The sequence below is a fragment of the Pedobacter miscanthi genome (genome assembly GCF_032678605.1).
In the GTDB taxonomy this organism is placed as follows: domain Bacteria; phylum Bacteroidota; class Bacteroidia; order Sphingobacteriales; family Sphingobacteriaceae; genus Pedobacter; species Pedobacter miscanthi_A.
This window is the reverse complement of sequence record NZ_JAVTSU010000007.1, coordinates 20639-39771: the sequence shown is the minus strand read 5'-3', so window position 1 is coordinate 39771 and position 19133 is coordinate 20639. Positions and strand designations below refer to the sequence as shown.

11 protein-coding genes are annotated in these 19133 nt (G+C 42.7%); 8 read left to right on the top strand and 3 right to left on the bottom strand.

What is annotated here, in order from left to right; all coding sequences use genetic code 11:
* Positions 1-236: 236 nt before the first annotated feature.
* From R2R28_RS11915 to R2R28_RS11905, 3 genes are all read right to left on the bottom strand, one after another.
* Positions 237-821: an RNA polymerase sigma-70 factor gene (locus tag R2R28_RS11915; RefSeq protein ID WP_316825910.1), complete on the bottom strand. Its 585-nt coding sequence runs from the start codon at positions 819-821 to the stop codon at positions 237-239.
* 393 nt (positions 822-1214) lie between these two features.
* The gene (locus tag R2R28_RS11910) at positions 1215-1463 is read right to left on the bottom strand and encodes a hypothetical protein (protein ID WP_316825909.1); all 249 of its coding nucleotides are present in this window, start codon (positions 1461-1463) and stop codon (positions 1215-1217) included.
* Positions 1464-1752: 289 nt separating this feature from the next.
* Positions 1753-1974, bottom strand: coding sequence for a hypothetical protein (locus R2R28_RS11905; RefSeq protein WP_316825908.1), 222 nt, complete (start codon positions 1972-1974; stop codon positions 1753-1755).
* Positions 1975-2247: 273 nt separating this feature from the next.
* Here R2R28_RS11905 and R2R28_RS11900 point away from each other — a divergent pair, with 273 nt between their 5' ends.
* From R2R28_RS11900 to R2R28_RS11865, 8 genes are all read left to right on the top strand, one after another.
* Positions 2248-2850: an RNA polymerase sigma-70 factor gene (locus R2R28_RS11900; RefSeq protein ID WP_316825907.1), complete on the top strand. Its 603-nt coding sequence runs from the start codon at positions 2248-2250 to the stop codon at positions 2848-2850.
* An 89-nt stretch (positions 2851-2939) separates the two neighbouring features.
* Complete coding sequence (locus R2R28_RS11895; RefSeq protein WP_316825906.1) at positions 2940-4193, top strand: FecR family protein; 1254 nt, start codon at positions 2940-2942, stop codon at positions 4191-4193.
* A gap of 212 nt (positions 4194-4405) precedes the next feature.
* Positions 4406-7837 carry a SusC/RagA family TonB-linked outer membrane protein gene (locus tag R2R28_RS11890; protein ID WP_316825905.1) on the top strand — a complete coding sequence of 1144 codons (3432 nt, stop codon included), beginning with the start codon at positions 4406-4408 and terminating at the stop codon, positions 7835-7837.
* A 10-nt stretch (positions 7838-7847) separates the two neighbouring features.
* Positions 7848-9245: a RagB/SusD family nutrient uptake outer membrane protein gene (locus tag R2R28_RS11885; protein WP_316825904.1), complete on the top strand. Its 1398-nt coding sequence runs from the start codon at positions 7848-7850 to the stop codon at positions 9243-9245.
* An 87-nt stretch (positions 9246-9332) separates the two neighbouring features.
* Positions 9333-10271 carry an ABC transporter ATP-binding protein gene (locus R2R28_RS11880; RefSeq protein WP_316825903.1) on the top strand — a complete coding sequence of 313 codons (939 nt, stop codon included), beginning with the start codon at positions 9333-9335 and terminating at the stop codon, positions 10269-10271.
* On the top strand, positions 10271-12688 hold the full coding sequence (locus R2R28_RS11875) for a Gldg family protein (RefSeq protein WP_316825902.1): 2418 nt from the start codon (positions 10271-10273) through the stop codon (positions 12686-12688). The genes R2R28_RS11880 and R2R28_RS11875 overlap by 1 nt, the downstream gene beginning before the upstream one ends.
* 6 nt (positions 12689-12694) lie before the next feature.
* Positions 12695-15364, top strand: a complete 2670-nt coding sequence (locus tag R2R28_RS11870; RefSeq protein WP_316825901.1) for a MutS-related protein — start codon at positions 12695-12697, stop codon at positions 15362-15364.
* A 61-nt stretch (positions 15365-15425) separates the two neighbouring features.
* Positions 15426-18251 (top strand): M16 family metallopeptidase, encoded by a 2826-nt coding sequence (locus tag R2R28_RS11865; protein ID WP_316825900.1) that lies wholly within the window; start codon positions 15426-15428, stop codon positions 18249-18251.
* The last annotated feature ends 882 nt before the right edge of the window (positions 18252-19133 follow it).

Below are 19133 nucleotides of genomic sequence, written 5' to 3'. Positions count from 1 at the left end.
AATGCATTCATCTAGATTTTATCATTTCTAACATCAGCGTATAAATTATTTAACATACCATGAATAACAGGATATGTATATTTGGGCTGTTTTTTCACTTCTCTTATCTGTTCTCCGTTAGTCATCTATGCGGGTTTAGTGTTTTTGATATACACATGACATCTTTAAGCTGATAGCGTTATAGATTTTAAATCATTTTTATTGCATATTTAAACAAAGAACTGATTATCAACATTTTAAAATAAAACAAAAGCATGTAAATATGAGCTGATTTTAACCCTTAAAATTTTTAATGCATTATGCACCTGGAGTTTTGCAGTTTTGCCGGAGATGCCCAACCGTTCAGCAATTTCATTGTAACTCAGTTCTTCTTTCCTTCTGAGCAGGAATATTTCACGCATTTTTGAGGGCAGATTATGGATTTCCTTTTCGATTAAAAAAGCCAGCTCTTTCCCGATCATCTGTTCATCTGCAATCGGCTGACTTTTTTCCATGAAACAGGAAAGGCTTTCGGCATAGCGGCCGACAACTTTTTGATGGGACAGGCGGTTAAAAACACGGTTCCTTGTCGCGGTGTAGATATAGGCTGAAAGTGAGGTGCTGAATACGAGCGTTTCCCTTTTTTGCCAAAGCAAGAGGAAAACATCCTGCACCAGGTCCAGCGCTTCATTTTTATCCTGAAGAAGCTGATAAGCATGTTTCAACAACAATTCATGGTAACGCTCAAAAATTTCAGTATAGGCCGACTGATCCCCCGTAAGTAACATTTCCGATAATTCCCGGTCAGTAAGCTTGCTATATGTAGTGACGCACGTAGCCATTTGAGCTATCTATAATCTGTATTGGTTAAGAATATATTCATTTAAAATCGATCATTTCTTTATCGGTGCGTATAAACCGCTTTCCAAAACGCTGAATAAATCTACGCCGTTCAGATTTCATTCCTGGACCTGGCCAAGCGGTATAGCGTGATTTCATTATAATAACCTGTTGTCTTTAAAGACAATAGATTAAGCGGATTTTGCAGCGAAAACGGATGACCGGAATAGAATAGATTTGGGCTGTTGAACAGATTTAAATGTGCCGTAATCTGTCCCATTGGCAAGGCCAGATAAAAACCCCACGACAACTTTGTCTTTTTCTCTCACTTAGCATATTTACTGACGCAGAGCAGATTCTGGTGAACTATTGCAATCATCTTAGCCCCCACACTTTTAATTTCCAACCTCGCCATCAGTCCATTCAACATGCACCCAGGAATCATGCATTTCCTCAAAAAAAACAGGGTTTCTTTGCGAATAACTGCTATGATAAGGTAAACCCGGTTTTAATAAATTGGAATTTTCCGTTTTCCCTTGTTCAAGATCAGCACCGACTTTAACCCGGCCAGGCCTTTTTTTCTTGCAAATACCAACGCAGGCAATCAGGATGATAATAAGTATGACATTGGTTTTATTGGTCATCAATCATTTTTCGTTTTTCACTATCGCAAAGAACACAAATTTTCAAAAGGCTGATTAGTACTTTTCGTGCAATTTTTAACACTTTTATCTATTTATGGCCGATATATACATAATAAATTTATCGTTCGGTTTGATGAAAGCCTAAAAAGTTATAAGTCGTAGTATTTACATTATCAGGGAATACCCAGTTCAAAATCAGTGTGCTGCTTTATGGACGTGTATTTTGCAATAGTTCCCAAAAAGATAGTTATCCTGAACCTACCATTTATATGCCTGTGGGATATCTCATCTATTCATTCTGCTTTGACCGCACACTATCCCCCGGACTGATTTGGTGGCGATAGTCTGCCACCGGCACTTTAACACAAGCTATGCCTACTGCATCTGGGCCCTGGCAGCCGGAAGATGTCCTATATTCATCTTCAGTCTGGTTAAATGATGAGATGAGGTCAAATCCTGCAAGGATTACTGATGCAACAATGATAACCGTTCTTTTTGTTAATTCGTTCATGGGTATTATTAATTAAGTTCTTTATAAAGAACACAAACTTTCAATCAGTTCAATTAATACTTTTCGTGCAATTTTTAACACTTTTTAGCATACATTAATATTATAAATGGCACACGGGCCGGGAATGTGACAATATCCTATTTAACAAATAAGATATTGGAAACTTCATACACGTGCCAATATAATGGGAGCAGGCATTCGTTTCACCGAAATACATACTTTGTCCTTTCAATAAATAATATGATATTGCGCTGGGAATTTAACGCGCATAAAATGGCAGCCAATGATTTATGGGAAGAGAGCAACTGGATGGCATCCCTGGCAAAGGGTGATGAATCGGCGCTGTCTTATTTTTTTAAACTTCACCAAAAATCTTTAGGATATTTCGCATCAAGGATGATCGGTGACGAGGCTGAAGCCGAAGACATTGTTGCCGGATGCTTTGTTAAACTCTGGGAACGCAGATCTGATTTTGAAAATGCCCATAAGCTCAAAAGTTTTTTATATGTAAGTTGCCGGAATGCATGCCTGAACCACCTCCGGCATCTTAAGGTAAAATCGGCCGCCCAGCAGGCCTACCATCAGGAACTCGAAGATTCATCGGAAGATATCTTATATAAAATTGTTGAATCCGAAGTACTGCAGGCAATGCACCGGGAGATTGAACTGCTTCCCGAAAATTACCGCGAAGTATTTAAGCGGATTTATTTCGAGCAGCAAAAAACCGATGAAATAGCTTTGGAACTGGGTATCAACGTACAAACAGTGCGTAATTACAAAACCAGATCGGTAGAATTGCTTAAAACGGCGCTGTTAAAAAAAGGTATTTCCTCTGCCCTTACACTGGCCCTTTTGCTGCTCGACCGAAGGTTGTAAAAAATATTTTTTATTTCATGGGTTGTTTGCCTGGGTGAGCGTGTTCTACTATTTAAAAAACCATCACTAACAAACCTGACTTCACACTAATGGCCGAAAACCCCTTCCATATTGCGGAACTGATCACTGCATACCTTCAGGATTCCCTTTCTGCTGAGCAGCGCACAGCGCTGGACAAATGGCTTGAGGTCGACGCAAACAGGCTATTTCTTACAGGTTTTTCTAAAAAGGACGAGTTACGTGATAAGCTTTCCAGATTTGGAAATATTGATGCAGATGCAACCTGGAAAAAAACGTTAACGGGTCTGGCAAAACTGAACAGTTCGCCTACGGAGAAAGAAACAAAAGTACCGGTTGTAATCAACATCATAAACTACAAGTGGATCGCGGGCCTGGCCGCCGTCCTAATTGTCAGTATCGGAATATATTTTTTCAACTCTTTGCATAACAGCAGTCCCTCGTCAGGTTCTGTGAACCTGATCGTGAATGATATCGCTCCTGGAAGAAAAGGTGCGACCCTAACAATGGCCGACGGTAGAACAATTGAGCTGGACGGCAAAAAAAGTGAAGTGATAACTAGCAATTCGGAGATCATTTATAGTGACGGTACCGCCATAAAAACTACTCAGCAGGATAAAAATCAAAATCCTTCTAATGGAACCCAAATGCTGACGGCATCAACTGCTAATGGCAGGAGCTATATTTTCACCTTACCTGACGGCACCAGAGTATGGCTGAATGCCGCCTCAACGATTAAATTCCCCATGCATTTCACCGGCAACAGCCGGACAGTAGAGATCAGTGGAGAGGCCTATCTGGAGGTTTACAAAGACCGCGACCACCCTTTTGTTGTCAGGTCAAAAGATCAGCAGCTGGAGGTCCTGGGCACCCATTTCAATATCAGGAGTTATGCGGAAGAAAGCCGTACAAAAACAACCCTTCTGGAAGGATCTGTCAAAATTGCTCCCCTTTCAGGTCAGTTCTCTAGCCATTCAACATCATCGCCGGGCAGTCAAACGGCGGTTGTGCTGAAACCCAATGAGCAGTCTGTTTTGAAACAGGGAAAAATAAATATATTCCCTGCAGATACAGATATGGAGACCGCATGGATAAGAAATGATTTCCAATTCCGTGGTGAAACAATGGAAAACGTGTTGAAGGATGTTGCACGCTGGTACGATGTTAAAATCATATACCAGAGCAATGACGAAAGATCAACGCCTCTAATCGGTCAGATTTCAAGGGACAGACCATTGTCGGCAGTTCTTGAAAGGATTGCCTCAGCCAGCCATAGCCGGTTTAAGATCGAAGGAAAGCTGGTCACCGTAATGCCCTACAACTAAAAAAAACAAAATCAACTAAATATCAACCAAACCAAACTCAGAAGAACCATGACAACAAACTTACGACAGGAAAGCTAGGGCTTAAAGGCAGGCTTTAAAGCAGGAAGGCAGTGCTACTAACACCGCCCTCCAAAGTTTGAGCTAACCATCCCACCAAAGGCGGGAAAAATTATTTACTCAACAACCTTATCAACTCAAACCACTACAAAAGTATGAATAAATATGCTTTTAACCTAGGTATGCCCAAACTGCGGCTACCGCACAAATTGTTATTGATTATGAAGCTAGTCATAATAATTCTATTCACCTCTCTAATGCAGGTATCTGCTACGAGCTTTGCACAGTATGTAACCTTAAAGGAAAAAAACGCACCATTAGAATCGGTAATTTCAAAGATCCGGAGCCAGACAGGCTATGACTTTGTTTTTGATTTTCGCTTATTGGAAAAATCAAAACGGGTCAGTGTGAACCTAAACAATGAAAACCTCGAATCCGCCCTAAAAATTGTATTCAAAGACCAGGACCTGGACTTTACAATAAAAGACAAAATAATTGTAATCAAAGCCAGGGAGATTTCATTTATGGACCAATTGGAAGCGCGTGTCAAATCTGCACTCGCATTCAATCAGAATGTTAATGGAACCGTAAGCGATACATTGGGAAACAAGTTAATCGGAGCATCAGTGTCATTGAGGGGAGCTAAATCCTATAATGCCACCTCTGATAATACAGGGCGGTTTGAATTTCCATCCATACCCGAGGGAAACTATAAGATCAGTGTCACATATGTTGGTTATAAAAAGCTTGAGGAGACTGTAAATGTGAGACAGGGAATGAATTCTTTACTGTACATACTTAAGCAGGGAACCTCCGATTTGGATCAGGTTCAGGTTATTGCCTATGGAACTACAACAAAGCGATTTAACGTAGGCGCTGTAACCACAGTTACTGCTGCCGACATCGAAAAGCATCCGGTTTCAAACGTTCTTCTTGCATTGCAGGGTCAAGTGCCGGGAATGGCCTTGACGACCAGCTCGGGTGCTCCTGGTGCAGCGGTGAGAGTTCAAATCAGGGGGCAGAATACCCTGCGTAATGGAGACTCAGGGATCAGTCCTTATGATCAGCCCCTATTCATTGTCGATGGGATACCAATGGCCGCTCAAAATAACAATATAAATACCCTTCCTGGCTTTCTGAGCCCAGGTACCGAAAATTCAACTGGCCTAAGCCCTTTCAGCACGATCAACCCTTCGGATATTGAAAGTGTAACCGTGCTTAAGGATGCGGATGCGACATCTATCTACGGCAGCCAGGGTGCGAACGGCGTCGTTTTGATCACCACCAAAAAAGGAAAAGCGGGCAAGCCACAACTCTCTTTATCTATGAGAACGGGTATAGATATGTCAACCAGTACAGTGACTATGCTGAATACCCAGCAATACAGAGCGATGAGGCTGGAAGCATTTGCAAACGATGGCATAAATATTAACGACCTGCAGGGCACAAACCCCTTTTCATCAACAACTTATGCTCCTGACCTTACTGTGTTCGACCAGAATAAGAATACAGACTGGTATAATTACCTTTTGAGAAACAACCCCATTAACACTAATGTTCACAGTAGTTTTTCTGGCGGAAGCAACAATATGAATTTCATAGTATCTGGAGGGTTAAACCGTCAGGGCTACAATTTCCCAGGCAACCTTTCTAACAGCGTTTATACTTTTCACTCAGGATTTAATTATAACAGTCCCGATGGAAAGCTTGCTGTGGGGATAATTTCGGATTTAGCTTACCAGGATAATCAGGCATCATCTGCGGCATCCGTTGTGCGTAATATTCTAACGCCGCCTAATTACCCGGACTTGTTAGATGCGCAAGGCAGATTAGTTTGGGATTACCGGGGCGTAAGTCTCGACGATTTCCAAACGCTCGGAAAACTAAACAAGGTGGACCGGACCCAATCCACCAACATGAATAACTCTATAGCGATATCTTACGAGTTTTTCCGAAATTTTAAGGCTAATGTCAATGTTGGCTATAACCGAAATAATACGTCGGAATTACAGCAAGATCCGTTATCATCCCAGTCTCCTACTTCAGGAAGGTCTTCGGCGGGTTTTGGCAATAATAATTCCCAGACCATAAATATAGAGCCTCAGCTGAACTATAAGAATAGAATTGGCAAGGGCGACCTTTCTGTGTTAATAGGCGGAACCTACAAAAAGAATGTCCAGGATAGATCGACAATTCTGGGAAATGATTATGCCAACGATGCCTTATTAGGATCTGTAGCAGGGGCAGCTTCTGTCCTTGTTATTCCTGATGACGGCCGGATTTACAAATATACGGGTGTATTCGGTAGAATAGGTTATATCTGGGACCAGAAGTACATTGCGAGCGTTACAGGGAGAAGGGATGGATCGAGTAATTTTGGCCCTAGCAAGAAGTTCGGGAATTTTGGTTCTGCCGGACTTGGATGGATTTTTTCAGAGGAAAAACCAGTAAAAAACTTTCTATCGTTTCTAAGCTATGGAAAACTATCTGCCAGTTTCGGAACAACCGGAACGGATGCGGTAGACCCATACCGATACCAAACATTCTGGGAAGCGGCAGATTTTGGAGCGCTATTCCAGGGAACAAGGCCTTATCAACCGGCAAACCTCTATAACCCGAATTACAGTTGGGACCTTAAAAAAACCCTGAATACCAGCATCGACCTTGGATTTCTGAATGACCGTATATTGCTGAATGCTACCTGGTATCAAAGTCGTATCGGAAATCAGCTCATCAATGCACGTCTGCCAGCTCAAACTGGAAAGTCTGTAGTTATAGAAAACTCGCCGGCAACTTTGCAGAATAGAGGCTTAGAGTTCACCTTGAGCACGACCAATATCAAAACCCCAAACTTCAAATGGACGACCAACTTCAATATATCAGGTAATCGCAACAAATTGTTGGCTTTTCCTGATTTGGCAAATTCGGCTTATTTCGGAGAATATGAAATTGGAAAGCCCATTACGACAAAGCCCGCCTTTAGATACAAGGGGGTGAACCCGCAAACAGGTCTATTCGAGTTCTATACAAAAAATGGTGGGACTACATCAGACCCTGGGCAGAACGATCGGGAACTTTTGGTCGATATCACGCCTGAGTTCTTCGGGGGATTGGGAAACACGATGACCTATAAGAATTTTAGTTTGTCTTTCCTGTTTCAATTTTCAAAGGGAATGACTACCAACTGGCTGGCGACTTTATATACCCAGTCCGCTATTCCAGGTCAAATGAGCAATCTTCCTGTGCAAGCATTGTCACGCTGGCAAAAACCAGGCGACATTTCTGAATTACAGAAATTTACCACAAACCCAGTAGCGCAGTATGATGGTCCAGCGCTAAAATTTGTTGGCTCAACTGGAGCCTACACCGAATCGACATATGCAAGACTAAAGATGGCAAGCCTATCTTACTCTCTTCCTAGCGGTTTGCTGAAGAAAATTGGAGTTAAAGGTTTACAGGTTTATGTCAATGCCGAGAACTTATTCGTGATCAGCAATTTTGAGGTTGGAGATCCGGAATCTGTCACGAGTCTATTTACCCAGCCACTTCAAAGGACGATTGTTGGTGGCCTTTCCATTAATCTATAATAATCAGGACATGAAAATACATTATATAAAATCTGCGGCCATCCTCTGTATGGTGTCTGCATATCTAAGCTCTTGTACAAAACTAATTGAAATCCCACCCAATCCAGCGAGTCAAATCCCTGGAACGGTGCTGTTTGCCGACAGCGCTGGTGTTATGAACGCATGGGCGAGCATTTATACCGGCTTTGGACCTAGCACCATGAACTTTTACAGCGGTAGCATTACCATCGCTACTGGGCTAACGGGTGATGAACTTAGTACATCTCCAAGTGCATTCCCTACCGATTTGGCTGTTCAGACGAACAACATGACCGCTATGGACGGACGATCTACTGCGCTATGGAGCGATGCGTACTCGAACCTTTTTCGGATAAATTCATGTTTAGAGAATATCGAGGGCACTCAAGTGATCAGTGCAAAGCTCAAAAATCAGCTGATCGGTGAGGCGAAATTCACAAGGGCATATACCTATTTTTATCTGGTAAACCTATTTGGTGGGGTTCCGATAATCACCACTACCGACTATGAGCGGAATAGACGTGAGCCGCGGGCATCCGTTGATGCAGTTTACGCTCAGATCATGAGCGATCTTACAGACGCTAAACGCCTGGTGATGGATGACTATCCTTCAGCGGGCAGGGCTAGACCGAATAAGATGGTCGTGAACGCATTTTTAGCCAGAGTCTACTTATATCGTGGTCAATGGAACAACGCGGAGGTTGCAGCAACAGATGTTATCTCTTCAGGCGTTTACAGCATGGCTCCCCTAGCCTCAATTTTTCTTAAGGATAGTAGAGAAGCAATCTGGCAGCTACCGTCAAATGCTACCTTTGCCCAAACCGGGGAAGCATTCAATTTTATACCGATAAGCCCTACCAATAGCAGGTACCCAAATTACATTGTCTCACCATTGATGATAAATTCATTTGAAACCGGGGATTTGCGTAAAACGCAGTGGTTAGGGTCAAAAACTGTTTTAGGAAATGCCTACATCTATCCCGCGAAATATAAGCAGAGAACTGTTGACGGAAGCCCGGCGGAAGATTATATATTATTCAGGCTATCTGAAATGTATTTTATAAGAGCGGAAGCATTTGCCCGCCAGGAGAAAAATACCGACGCCATAACTGATTTAGGAAGGATCCGGAATCTTGCACGGGTAGGGCTTGCACCTTATAGTGGCCCGGTAAATTCGGCCGCTATTATAACAGCAATTCTGAAGGAGCGCAGGGTAGAATTTTTCTGTGAAAATAGCCACAGGTGGTACGACCTAAAAAGGACAGGGACAATCGATCAGGTTTTAGGAACCGAAAAACCAGCTTTCTGGCAAAGTACGGATGCCTTATTCCCAATTCCGCAAAGTCAACGAGATTTTAACCCGTTTTTAACCCAGAATCCAGGCTATTAATAATGATATAGTTGCAGTTATGGTGCACCAGGATTTGGTGCGCCCTGACTTGCTATGCAGAATCCCATTTTAAAAAAACATCAACAAATGAAAGAATCAATTGTAAAGATTGAAAATCTGTCGCATCGCTATGCCCTATCCTGGGCGGTACGCGACATCAACATGGAAATTCCTCGAACTGGCATAGTGGGACTACTGGGCTCAAACGGCGCGGGAAAGTCCACTATTATGAACATCCTCTGCGGTGCACTCAACCAAACGGAAGGTCAAATCTACATTGATGGCATCAGCATGCGAGAACAGCCACAAGAAGCCAAGAAACAAATTGGTTTCCTCCCTCAAAATCCGCCTCTTTATATGGATCTAACGGTAGATGAATACCTGAACTATTGTGCCGGGCTGAGGCTGATGCCCAGCGGGACAATAAAGGAGGCAGTAAAAGAGGCAAAAATTAAATGTAACATCGACCATTTCAGCAAGCGCCTTATCCGCAATCTTTCTGGGGGATACCGCCAGCGGGTGGGAATTGCCCAGGCTATTGTTCATAAACCTAAGCTCGTCGTTTTAGACGAACCTACCAATGGCCTGGATCCCAATCAGATCACCGAGGTTAGGGCTTTAATAAAAGATATTGCAACCGATAGAGCCGTAATTTTCTCTTCACACATCCTATCTGAGGTCGAAGTCCTATGTAGGGACATTGTTATGATCGAGGACGGACAGATTGTATTTTCGGACACTATGGATGCTTTCAATAATTACGTCGAGCCGCATAGCATGCTGATTACTTTGGAGAACCCGCCAGCTCCGGCTGAGTTACTAAAAATAAATGGAGTTACCAACGTGGATTCACTGACTCCGAGAACGTTCCGTGTCTATTTTAATGGAGATCAGGACATAACTGAGGCAGTAGTAACTGCAAGCGTAAACAACGGATGGCGACTTCGGGAGTTAACGCTCGATAAAAGTGCTCTCGATGAAATATTTAAACAACTATCCAACAAATCAAATCAACTTAAGAATTAATGAAAACGATTTTCAGAATAGCCAAAACAGAATTACGTTACTTATTTTACTCCCCTATTGCATGGTTCATCATGATCGTATTTCTGATCCAATGTGCAGTAACCTATACTGGACAACTGGAATATATAGCAAAGATCCAGGAAATGGGCGGAGATTTGAGCTGGATCCGAAGTTTGACAGCTAGCGTTTTTCTTGGTCCGCGCGGGTTATTTACCGGCGTTATAGAGAATTTATACCTATATATACCACTTCTCACAATGGGCTTGATCAGTCGCGAGACCAGTAGCGGTACGATCAAGCTGCTGTATTCTTCGCCAGTACAGGTTCATGAGATTGTCTTCGGTAAATTCCTGGCCATGATGATTTACAGCCTTTTGCTTGTAGGCATTGTGGGCATATTTATTGCATCTGGTTCGATTCAGATACAATCTGCGGAAACGGGAATGCTTTTAACCGGAGCGCTGGGCTTCTTCCTTTTGCTGTGTGCTTATTCGGCTGTAGGTTTGTTTATGTCTTCTCTTACTACTTATCAGGTGGTGGCAGCAGTCTGTACATTTCTGATGATAGGCATTTTATATTATGTAGGAAGGTTATGGCAAGGTATTGATTTCATAAGGGAGCTTACTTACTTCCTTTCCATTGCAGGGCGGACCGAAAAAATGCTAAACGGACTGTTGACGACAAAGGATGTGATTTACTTTGTTGTGATCGTATACATCTTCCTTGGCCTCACCATCTTTAAACTAAAAGGTGGAATGGAATCCAAACCAGTAGTGTTAAAATCGGCCCGTTATATTGGCGTTATCATTTCTGCGCTAATCATTGGATATGTGAGCTCTATTCCCAGTCTGATCGGTTATTACGACTCAACGTCCAACAAGGCCAGAACACTTACTGTTGGGGCACAGAAAATTTTAAAAAACATGGGAGATGAGCCATTGGAGATCACAGCCTATCCAAATCTTTTATCAAGGTTTTGGTATCTGGGTGATTTCACCACCTATAATTATAACCTGGCGCGATGGGAACCCTACATGCGTTTCAAAAACAACATAATAATCAATACGGTTCGGTATTATGACACTCCTTTCGATGATCCAACAACATTGACCCCCTATCCAGGAAAAAGTTTAAGGGAGGTTGCCACTATTCATGCTAAATTTTCGGATACAAAAATAGCACGGTTGAAAACACCCGAAGAGATTAAAAAAATTATCGACCTAAAGCCGGAGTTGAATCGTTATGTGATGCAATTGAAATACAAGGGCAAAACCACTTTCCTGCGTGTTTTCAATGACCAGGAGACCTGGCCGAGTGAAACAGAAGTTTCAGCAGCCCTACTCCGACTATTGCCTACCAAAATGCCCAAAATTGCTTTTCTTACCGGCAATCTGGAGCGGGATATAAATAAAGTTGGCGAACGTGAATATAAGATTCTGAACAACGAGCGTACATTCCGTTATTCTTTGATGAATCAAGGCTTCGACGTTACTGAAGTATCGCTGGAAAACCAGGATATTCCTGCCAGCGTCACTACTCTGGTAATCGCCGATCCAAAAATTGAATTTGATCCGGATGCACTTATCAAACTACAGAACTATATTGACAAGGGCGGAAACCTGCTTATCGCTGGAGAACCTGGCAAGCAGAACATAATCAACCCAGTGTTAAAAAAGTTAGGGGTTCAACTGATGGATGGAACACTTATACAGCAGAGCAAGGATTTCGCTCCTAACCTGATAACGCCTTACCTTACAAAATTCGCAGGTGGATTTTCAAAAGCTGTTGCAAAAAATATGAAAGACAGTTTGATTGTTTCTATGCCTGGAACGGCGGGATTAAGCTATAGTAACGAAAGTGGCTTTGATATACAGCCACTGCTGGTTACCAATGGGAAGCTTACCTGGAACAGAAAACGTAAACTAGACCTGGAAACAATGACTTCCGCTGATACCTCAGCTGCCCAGGAAAAAACTCAGGTTCCTCAGGAACAAGGCGACAACACCAACAGCGATCTAGCGGAGCGAAGAAAGAAGGCTCTTGCAATTGGTAGGATAACATACTCACCGGCAGAAGGCGATCTTCGTGGCCCAATTACCACAGTAGTTAGCCTGACACGAAAAATCAACGGAAAGGAGCAGCGAATCATAGTGGCCGGAGATGCAGATTTTCTTAGTAATTCAGAACTTCAGCGAAATAATATGAGAACTGGAAATTTTGTGTTTAACACTTCCCTTTTCAGCTGGCTTAACTACGGAGAGTTTCCGATTGATAGTACAAGACCTGATGTCAAAGACAAAAGCGTTAAGGTTTCGATCGAACAGGTCGGAATGCTGAAGATTTTGTACATATATGCGATGCCCGCAGTATTGTTTTTATTCGGGTTGATTTTATTATTGAGACGCAAGAGAAAATAATTACTGATGACATTCAACACAGACAAGCAAACATTGGACGACCTGAACATTTTTGGCAGGCATGGAAGTAATTCAATCTTCAGCATTTTTAATGTTTGCGCAACAAGAGGCGGTGCATCGGTATTAGAAAAGATGTTCCAATATCCCCTATCCGATGCTGAAGAGATCAACAATCGGACAGAGATTATCAGGCAGTATTCTGATAGCAGTTTGAGCTTTCCCGTTCAAAGTTCCGTTCTCGATGCGGTTCAGATTTATATGGAGAACACAGATGTGCGCACCAAACTGACTGCTGAAGACGATACTGTTGCCAAAAAGTTTTCGAATGCCCTAGCCAGGGACCTGATGACTACGCAGATTAAAAATGGAATAGAGGGTATTTTTACATTATTAAACCTGACCCAGGAGTTTCTTGGCAAGCTACCGCAGAAAGGTAATAACCAGTATAATCGTGAGCTGGAGGCTACAAAGGCGTTGCTTTCACAGCCAGTTTTTCTGTCTTTACTTGAGAATAAGGCAAAGTTCACATTTGGTGCATTAGTTAAGTTCGACGACCTGCTTCGTTTTCGCAACCGCGACGCCGTTGATAGACTATTAAATTACCTTTATCATGCGGATGTGTACCTCACTGTTGGAAGGGTGGCACGCGAAGGTAACTTCAGTTATCCGACTGCATTGCCCCAAGATGTGCGCATGACATGCATAAACGGCTTGTATCATCCACAGGTTGAACATGCTATACCTAACGATATCCGGATATCGCCAGAAGGAAATGTTATTTTTCTGACGGGAGCAAATATGGCTGGCAAGTCGACTTTCATGAAATCGCTCAGTGTCGCTATGTTCCTAGCCCATATGGGATTTCCGGTTGCAGCAGCGAAGATGGAGTTTGCGGTAATGGGCGGTATTTATACCACAATAAACTTACCGGATGATCTAGGCATGGGTGCCAGTCATTTTTACGCCGAGGTATTGAGGGTTAAAAAGATTTCTCAGGAATTGAAGAACCGGAGACTGTTTGTCGTTTTTGATGAGATGTTCCGTGGAACAAATGTCAAAGATGCAGCAGAAGCAACAATTGCTTTTACGGAAGCTTTTGCGAGGAATCGAAATAGTGTATTTGTGATCTCGACACACATTGTTGAAGCCGGCGATACGCTTAGAGAACGATGCCCAAATATTAATTTTGTGTATTTGCCAACCATCATGAACGGGACAAAGCCAGTTTACACTTACAAATTAGAAGCAGGCATAACCGAAGACCGCCATGGCATGATTATTATCAACAATGAGAAAATTCTTGAAACCCTGCGAGATGGGCTTGAGGGGAACCTCGAGGCAACAACAGAACAAGAAAATGAGGGTTTTATCGCTGACAAGCAAACCCTTCAGGACCTAAACCTGCTGGGTAAATATAAATCAAATTCTATTTATAACCTTTTCAATCAGGTTCAGACAAAAGGTGGCGGCCGGTTGCTCGAACAAATGTTTCACAAGCCCCTAACTGGTCACGAAGAAATAAATTCCCGCAGTAATCTTTTCCGGTTCTTTACGGATCTAAGTTTTAAATTTCCAGTTGACAAGGAAGTATTTAAAATAGCAGAAGCATATCTGAATTCGGGTACGGCGGGTATTTACTCAGTTGCATTGGCTAGATTAATAGTTAAAAAATTCCAACATTCATTTCTGCGGGATCCTGAATTCAATCTAATCGAACAGGGCCTGCTTGCAACTGTGGAGGTTTTGAATTGTTTCCGGGACTTTCTCATTGAAATAAAAAAACAGGACACTAATCCATATACAGTAGAGTTACAAAAGTTGCTAGAAGTATTTGCCGACCCACGGCTGGAGTGGATCACAGCAGAACGGAAAGTAAAACATTTCAGCTTGATGAAAGTCGCTGCCTACGACCATCTGTTGAAAAACACGCTCCACAATCAGATGGAAACCGTTCTAAATAGTCTTTATCGATTGGAAGTTTATATCTCTGTAAGCGGTATTGCAAAAGAACGGGGGCTTTCTTATGCAAGCGCGTTACCCAAAAACCATAATAAAATGAAGACTAGTGCTTTATGGCATCCTTCATTGATAAATGGCACAACAAATCCCGTAACCTTTGACGGCCAAAAGAACATGATCTTTTTGACAGGGGCAAATATGGCGGGAAAATCAACCCTGATGAAAGCATTGGGCGTCGCGGTTTACCTTGCCCACATGGGCTTCCCGGTTGCAGCAAAAGACATGGAATTCTCTGTCCGCGAGGGGCTTTACTCCTCCATCAATGTTCATGATGATCTGAACATGGGATACAGTCACTTTTATGCCGAAGTGTTAAGGGTTAAAACTGTTGCAGAGCAGGTTAGCAAAGGAAAAAATCTTATAGTACTCTTTGATGAACTCTTCAAAGGCACCAATGTGAAGGATGCTTATGATGGAACACTGTCGGTGACAGCAGCATTTGCCAGGTACAAAAAGTGTTTTTATATCGTATCCACCCATATTATCGAAGTTGGCGATGCGCTGGATCAAACTGATGAAAACATACAGTTTGCCTATTTACCTACGGTGATGGAAGGAAAGATACCCCGCTATACCTATCAGCTAAAAGAGGGCATCACCTCCGACCGGCAGGGAATGATGATCATTGAAAATGAGGGGATATTGGAAATGCTCTAAGAACAACCCCGGATATTATATTAGAATACCGGAAAAAAAACTTTCTTAAAAAACATGCAAAATGAAAATATATAGAACCTTTAAGCGGCAGGAGCTGCTAACCATATTACTCCTATGGGCGGGCGGCCTAAGTAGCTTTGCTCAAACAGGTCCAATGCAACTGGACCCTGCAGTACGTACAGGCAAACTGGCCAACGGATTCACTTACTATATCAGGCACAATACCGAACCCAAAAACAGGGCAGTATTTTATCTGGCCAATAAAGTCGGATCTATTTTGGAGACTGAGCAGCAAAGGGGGCTTGCCCACTTTTTGGAACACATGAGTTTCAACGGAACTGCCCATTTCCCTAAAAACAGGCTAATCGACTATCTGCAAAAAGCGGGTGTCAGGTTCGGCGCAGACATCAATGCCTATACAAGTTTTGATGAGACGGTATACCAGCTGCCTTTGCCAACCGATGATCCTGAAATTGTTAAAAACGGATTGCAGATCCTGCGCGACTGGGCTCAGGACCTTACGCTGGAAACTTCAGAAATCGATAAGGAAAGAGGTGTCATCCTGGAGGAGAAAAGACTTGGCAAAGGGGCCAAGGAGCGGATGCAGAACGAATATTTTCCTAAGCTGCTTAATGGGTCAAAGTATGCCAGCAGAATGCCGATTGGAACCGACGAGGTGCTGAAGACCTTTAGTCCGGACACTTTACGCTCCTTTTACAAAGACTGGTACAGACCTGATCTTCAGGCAGTAATTATTGTTGGGGATATCGATGTAGATGCGATGGAAAGGGAAATCAGGGCAAAATTCTCCGATCTTAAAAATCCAATTCATGAAAAACAGAGAATAAAATACAGCGGAACGCTCAGTGGCAAAAACCAGGTTATTGCTGTCAGCGATAAAGAGATGACTGCTACCATCGTTCAGGTGATGGTGAAACATACAGCTTCAGAGCTGAAAACTGCTGAAGATTTTAGGCTATCGATCGGGCGCTCGCTGGTAAACCAGATGCTTGCTGGCCGTTATAACGAATTATCCCGTAAACCGGAACCCGAATTCCTCCAGGGAAGTGCAAGCATCGGTCCCCTGTTCGCTGGATTCGATGTCTTTGCTGTCAATGTGATTTCCAAACCAGGGCGGGACAATCTCGAAAAAGGATTTAAATCTGTTTGGAGGGAAAGCCTTAGGGCAAAAAAATTCGGTTTTACCCAAGGGGAGCTTTCCCGGGCAAAAATGAACTACAATAGCCGGATTGAGGCAGTCTATAAGGAAAAAGACAAAATGCCATCACAAAGCTATGTAGATGCTTATCTGCAACACTTTTTAAAAGGACAGGCAACCCCGGGACTGGAAGCCGAAAACAGGTTGATAAAAGAGCTGTTACCGGGAATTTCCCTGCAAGAGCTTAATAGTCTCGCCAAAAACTACATTAAAGATACAGATAGGGACATTTTAATAATGAGCCCCGACAAAGATAAGACTGAGGTACCCGATGAGGCCACCTTAAATCAATGGATCGCCTCGGTTGAATCGGAAACCCTCACTCCATACACCGAAGAAGCGAACTCAAAAAGCCTGTTGGCCGGCAAGCGGACCGGAGGAAAAATAATATCAGAAAAAAAAGACATTAAGATGGGCATTACCAGTTTAAAGCTGAGTAATGGCGTCAGTATCGTACTCAAACCGACCCAATACAAAACAAATGAAATTTCATTCAGCGGGTTTTCTTCAGGGGGAAGTTCACTTTATCCGGATGCTGATTATCAGTCAGCAGCAAATTCATCCGCTCTGATCAACGGTTTCGGGGTAGGAAATTACAACGCGACCGATCTGGGCAGATTCCTCACAGGACGAAATCTATCTGTCCGTACGGGTATCAGTGAACGCAACCAAACAGTAACCGGTTATGCTGTTCCCCAGGACCTGCCAATGGCGATGGAACTGTTATATGGCTACTTTACAGAGCCACGAAAGGACAGGGCACAATTTGAAAGTATCATCACCCGCTCAAAGGCATCACTTGCAAACCGTGGCGATGACCCCGGCAGCGTATTCCAGGATACCATTTCTGCAGTAATGGGCGGCAACAATATACGCCGTACCGGTCCAAGCATTGCGAAGATCGAACAGATCAACCTTGACAGGGCTTATGAAATCTACAAGGAACGTTTCGCAGACGCAGGCGGGTTTACCTTTACTTTTGTGGGCAGTTTTAATGTGGACAGCATCAAGCCATTGCTCGCAGAATACCTTGGGGCTTTGCCATCCACAAACAAAACAGTCCGCGCAAAAGACCTGAACATCGCCATTCCGAGCGGCCAAATATCAAAAACAGTCTATAAGGGCAGTGAACCAAAGGCTACAGTGGAACTGATCTTTTCAGGCCCTTATGAGTACAATTTAAAAAACAACATCAGCTTAAGCGCACTTAAAGAAGTATTGAGCATCAGGCTGACAGAAAGACTTCGGGAAGAAGAAGGCGGTGTTTATTCACCATCAGCAAGCTATTCGGTTGGAAAATTCCCTAAGCCGACCTATACCTTCGGAATTTCCTTTGGCTGTTCACCTGAAAACGTAGATAAATTAATTGCATCTGCCCTGGATGAGGTCAAAAAACTCAGAACAGAGGGCCCGCCGATAGTGAATGTCGAAAAGTTTGTTGCTGAAGAGCGCAGACAATGGGAAACCTCTGTGAATACCAACAGTTATTGGTTAAACTATCTGACCAACTGCTTACAGACCGGTGAAAATTTCGATGTTAACAATAGCTATAGCAGTTTGTTGGGTAAAATAACGCCGGACAACATCAAAGCTACCGCAAATAAATATCTGAGTGGGGACAACCTGATCAAATTTATTTTGCTTCCATCGGTAAACTCCGGTAAATAAATAAGATGCTTTTACGCATGAATTCAATTCAGGTAATAGTTAGTGATGACTCAGCGGGCGGTGGATGCTGCCCGCTGTTTTTTCAATGGTAAAGGTGGCAACAGGCATGGAGCCCATATATGCTCAGTTTAATAATCCAGATAAATATCGATTACGCAATTATCAAGATGTTACCGCCACATCTTGTGTGATATTTCCACTATCATTTCCCAAATACATAATGGCAAAACATATACCAAAACCTTCATAAGCATAGGGATCAGTACCTGCATTGATGATATCATTAAAAAACCGGTATTTCCCAGGATCCCGTTCAAGGAACTCAAGACTAATCCTTATATTCATATTTCACGCGGGAGTAGATCAGGTAAGCGATCGGACCGAAAAAGGGTATAAATATTATAATCATCACCCCTATAAAATGGCGCATCCGATCAACCACATGTTGGCTTAAATCAAACAGGGCCTGCCAGAGGCATAAGAATAATAATGCTTAAAATAATGATTTCTGTTTTTCCCATATCTAAATATAATCCTTTATTCTCTCATCTCACCCCTGAAAACCAACGTTTTTATACCCTCCAGCCTGTCGGATAATAAAATGATCCCTTTTGCTGACTACTTTCCTATTCTTACTGTCATCACTCTCTGCATAAACCAAGTATCCATTCTTACTGTTCTGATTGGCCAGTTTCGGTATGACAGCTGCATTATATCACCTCTTAACAATTTTAAAATCAAAGCTTTCCAGAATGCAGATGACAGCTAAAGCCATCCCCGGAAAAACCTATCCCCTGTAAGGGGACTATATATGAACATTTCCCCGGGCAGACTCCCAAGTTTTCTTTTTGCACTTCGCAAAACTCAGATATGTTAAACGTA

Coding starts and splice junctions, on each gene's coding strand:
- R2R28_RS11915 (WP_316825910.1), bottom strand. CDS start 821: ATGGCTACGTGCGTCACTACATATAGCAAGCTTACTGACCGGGAATTA.
- R2R28_RS11910 (WP_316825909.1), bottom strand. CDS start 1,463: ATGACCAATAAAACCAATGTCATACTTATTATCATCCTGATTGCCTGC.
- R2R28_RS11905 (WP_316825908.1), bottom strand. CDS start 1,974: ATGAACGAATTAACAAAAAGAACGGTTATCATTGTTGCATCAGTAATC.
- R2R28_RS11900 (WP_316825907.1), top strand. CDS start 2,248: ATGGCAGCCAATGATTTATGGGAAGAGAGCAACTGGATGGCATCCCTG.
- R2R28_RS11895 (WP_316825906.1), top strand. CDS start 2,940: ATGGCCGAAAACCCCTTCCATATTGCGGAACTGATCACTGCATACCTT.
- R2R28_RS11890 (WP_316825905.1), top strand. CDS start 4,406: ATGAATAAATATGCTTTTAACCTAGGTATGCCCAAACTGCGGCTACCG.
- R2R28_RS11885 (WP_316825904.1), top strand. CDS start 7,848: ATGAAAATACATTATATAAAATCTGCGGCCATCCTCTGTATGGTGTCT.
- R2R28_RS11880 (WP_316825903.1), top strand. CDS start 9,333: ATGAAAGAATCAATTGTAAAGATTGAAAATCTGTCGCATCGCTATGCC.
- R2R28_RS11875 (WP_316825902.1), top strand. CDS start 10,271: ATGAAAACGATTTTCAGAATAGCCAAAACAGAATTACGTTACTTATTT.
- R2R28_RS11870 (WP_316825901.1), top strand. CDS start 12,695: ATGACATTCAACACAGACAAGCAAACATTGGACGACCTGAACATTTTT.
- R2R28_RS11865 (WP_316825900.1), top strand. CDS start 15,426: ATGAAAATATATAGAACCTTTAAGCGGCAGGAGCTGCTAACCATATTA.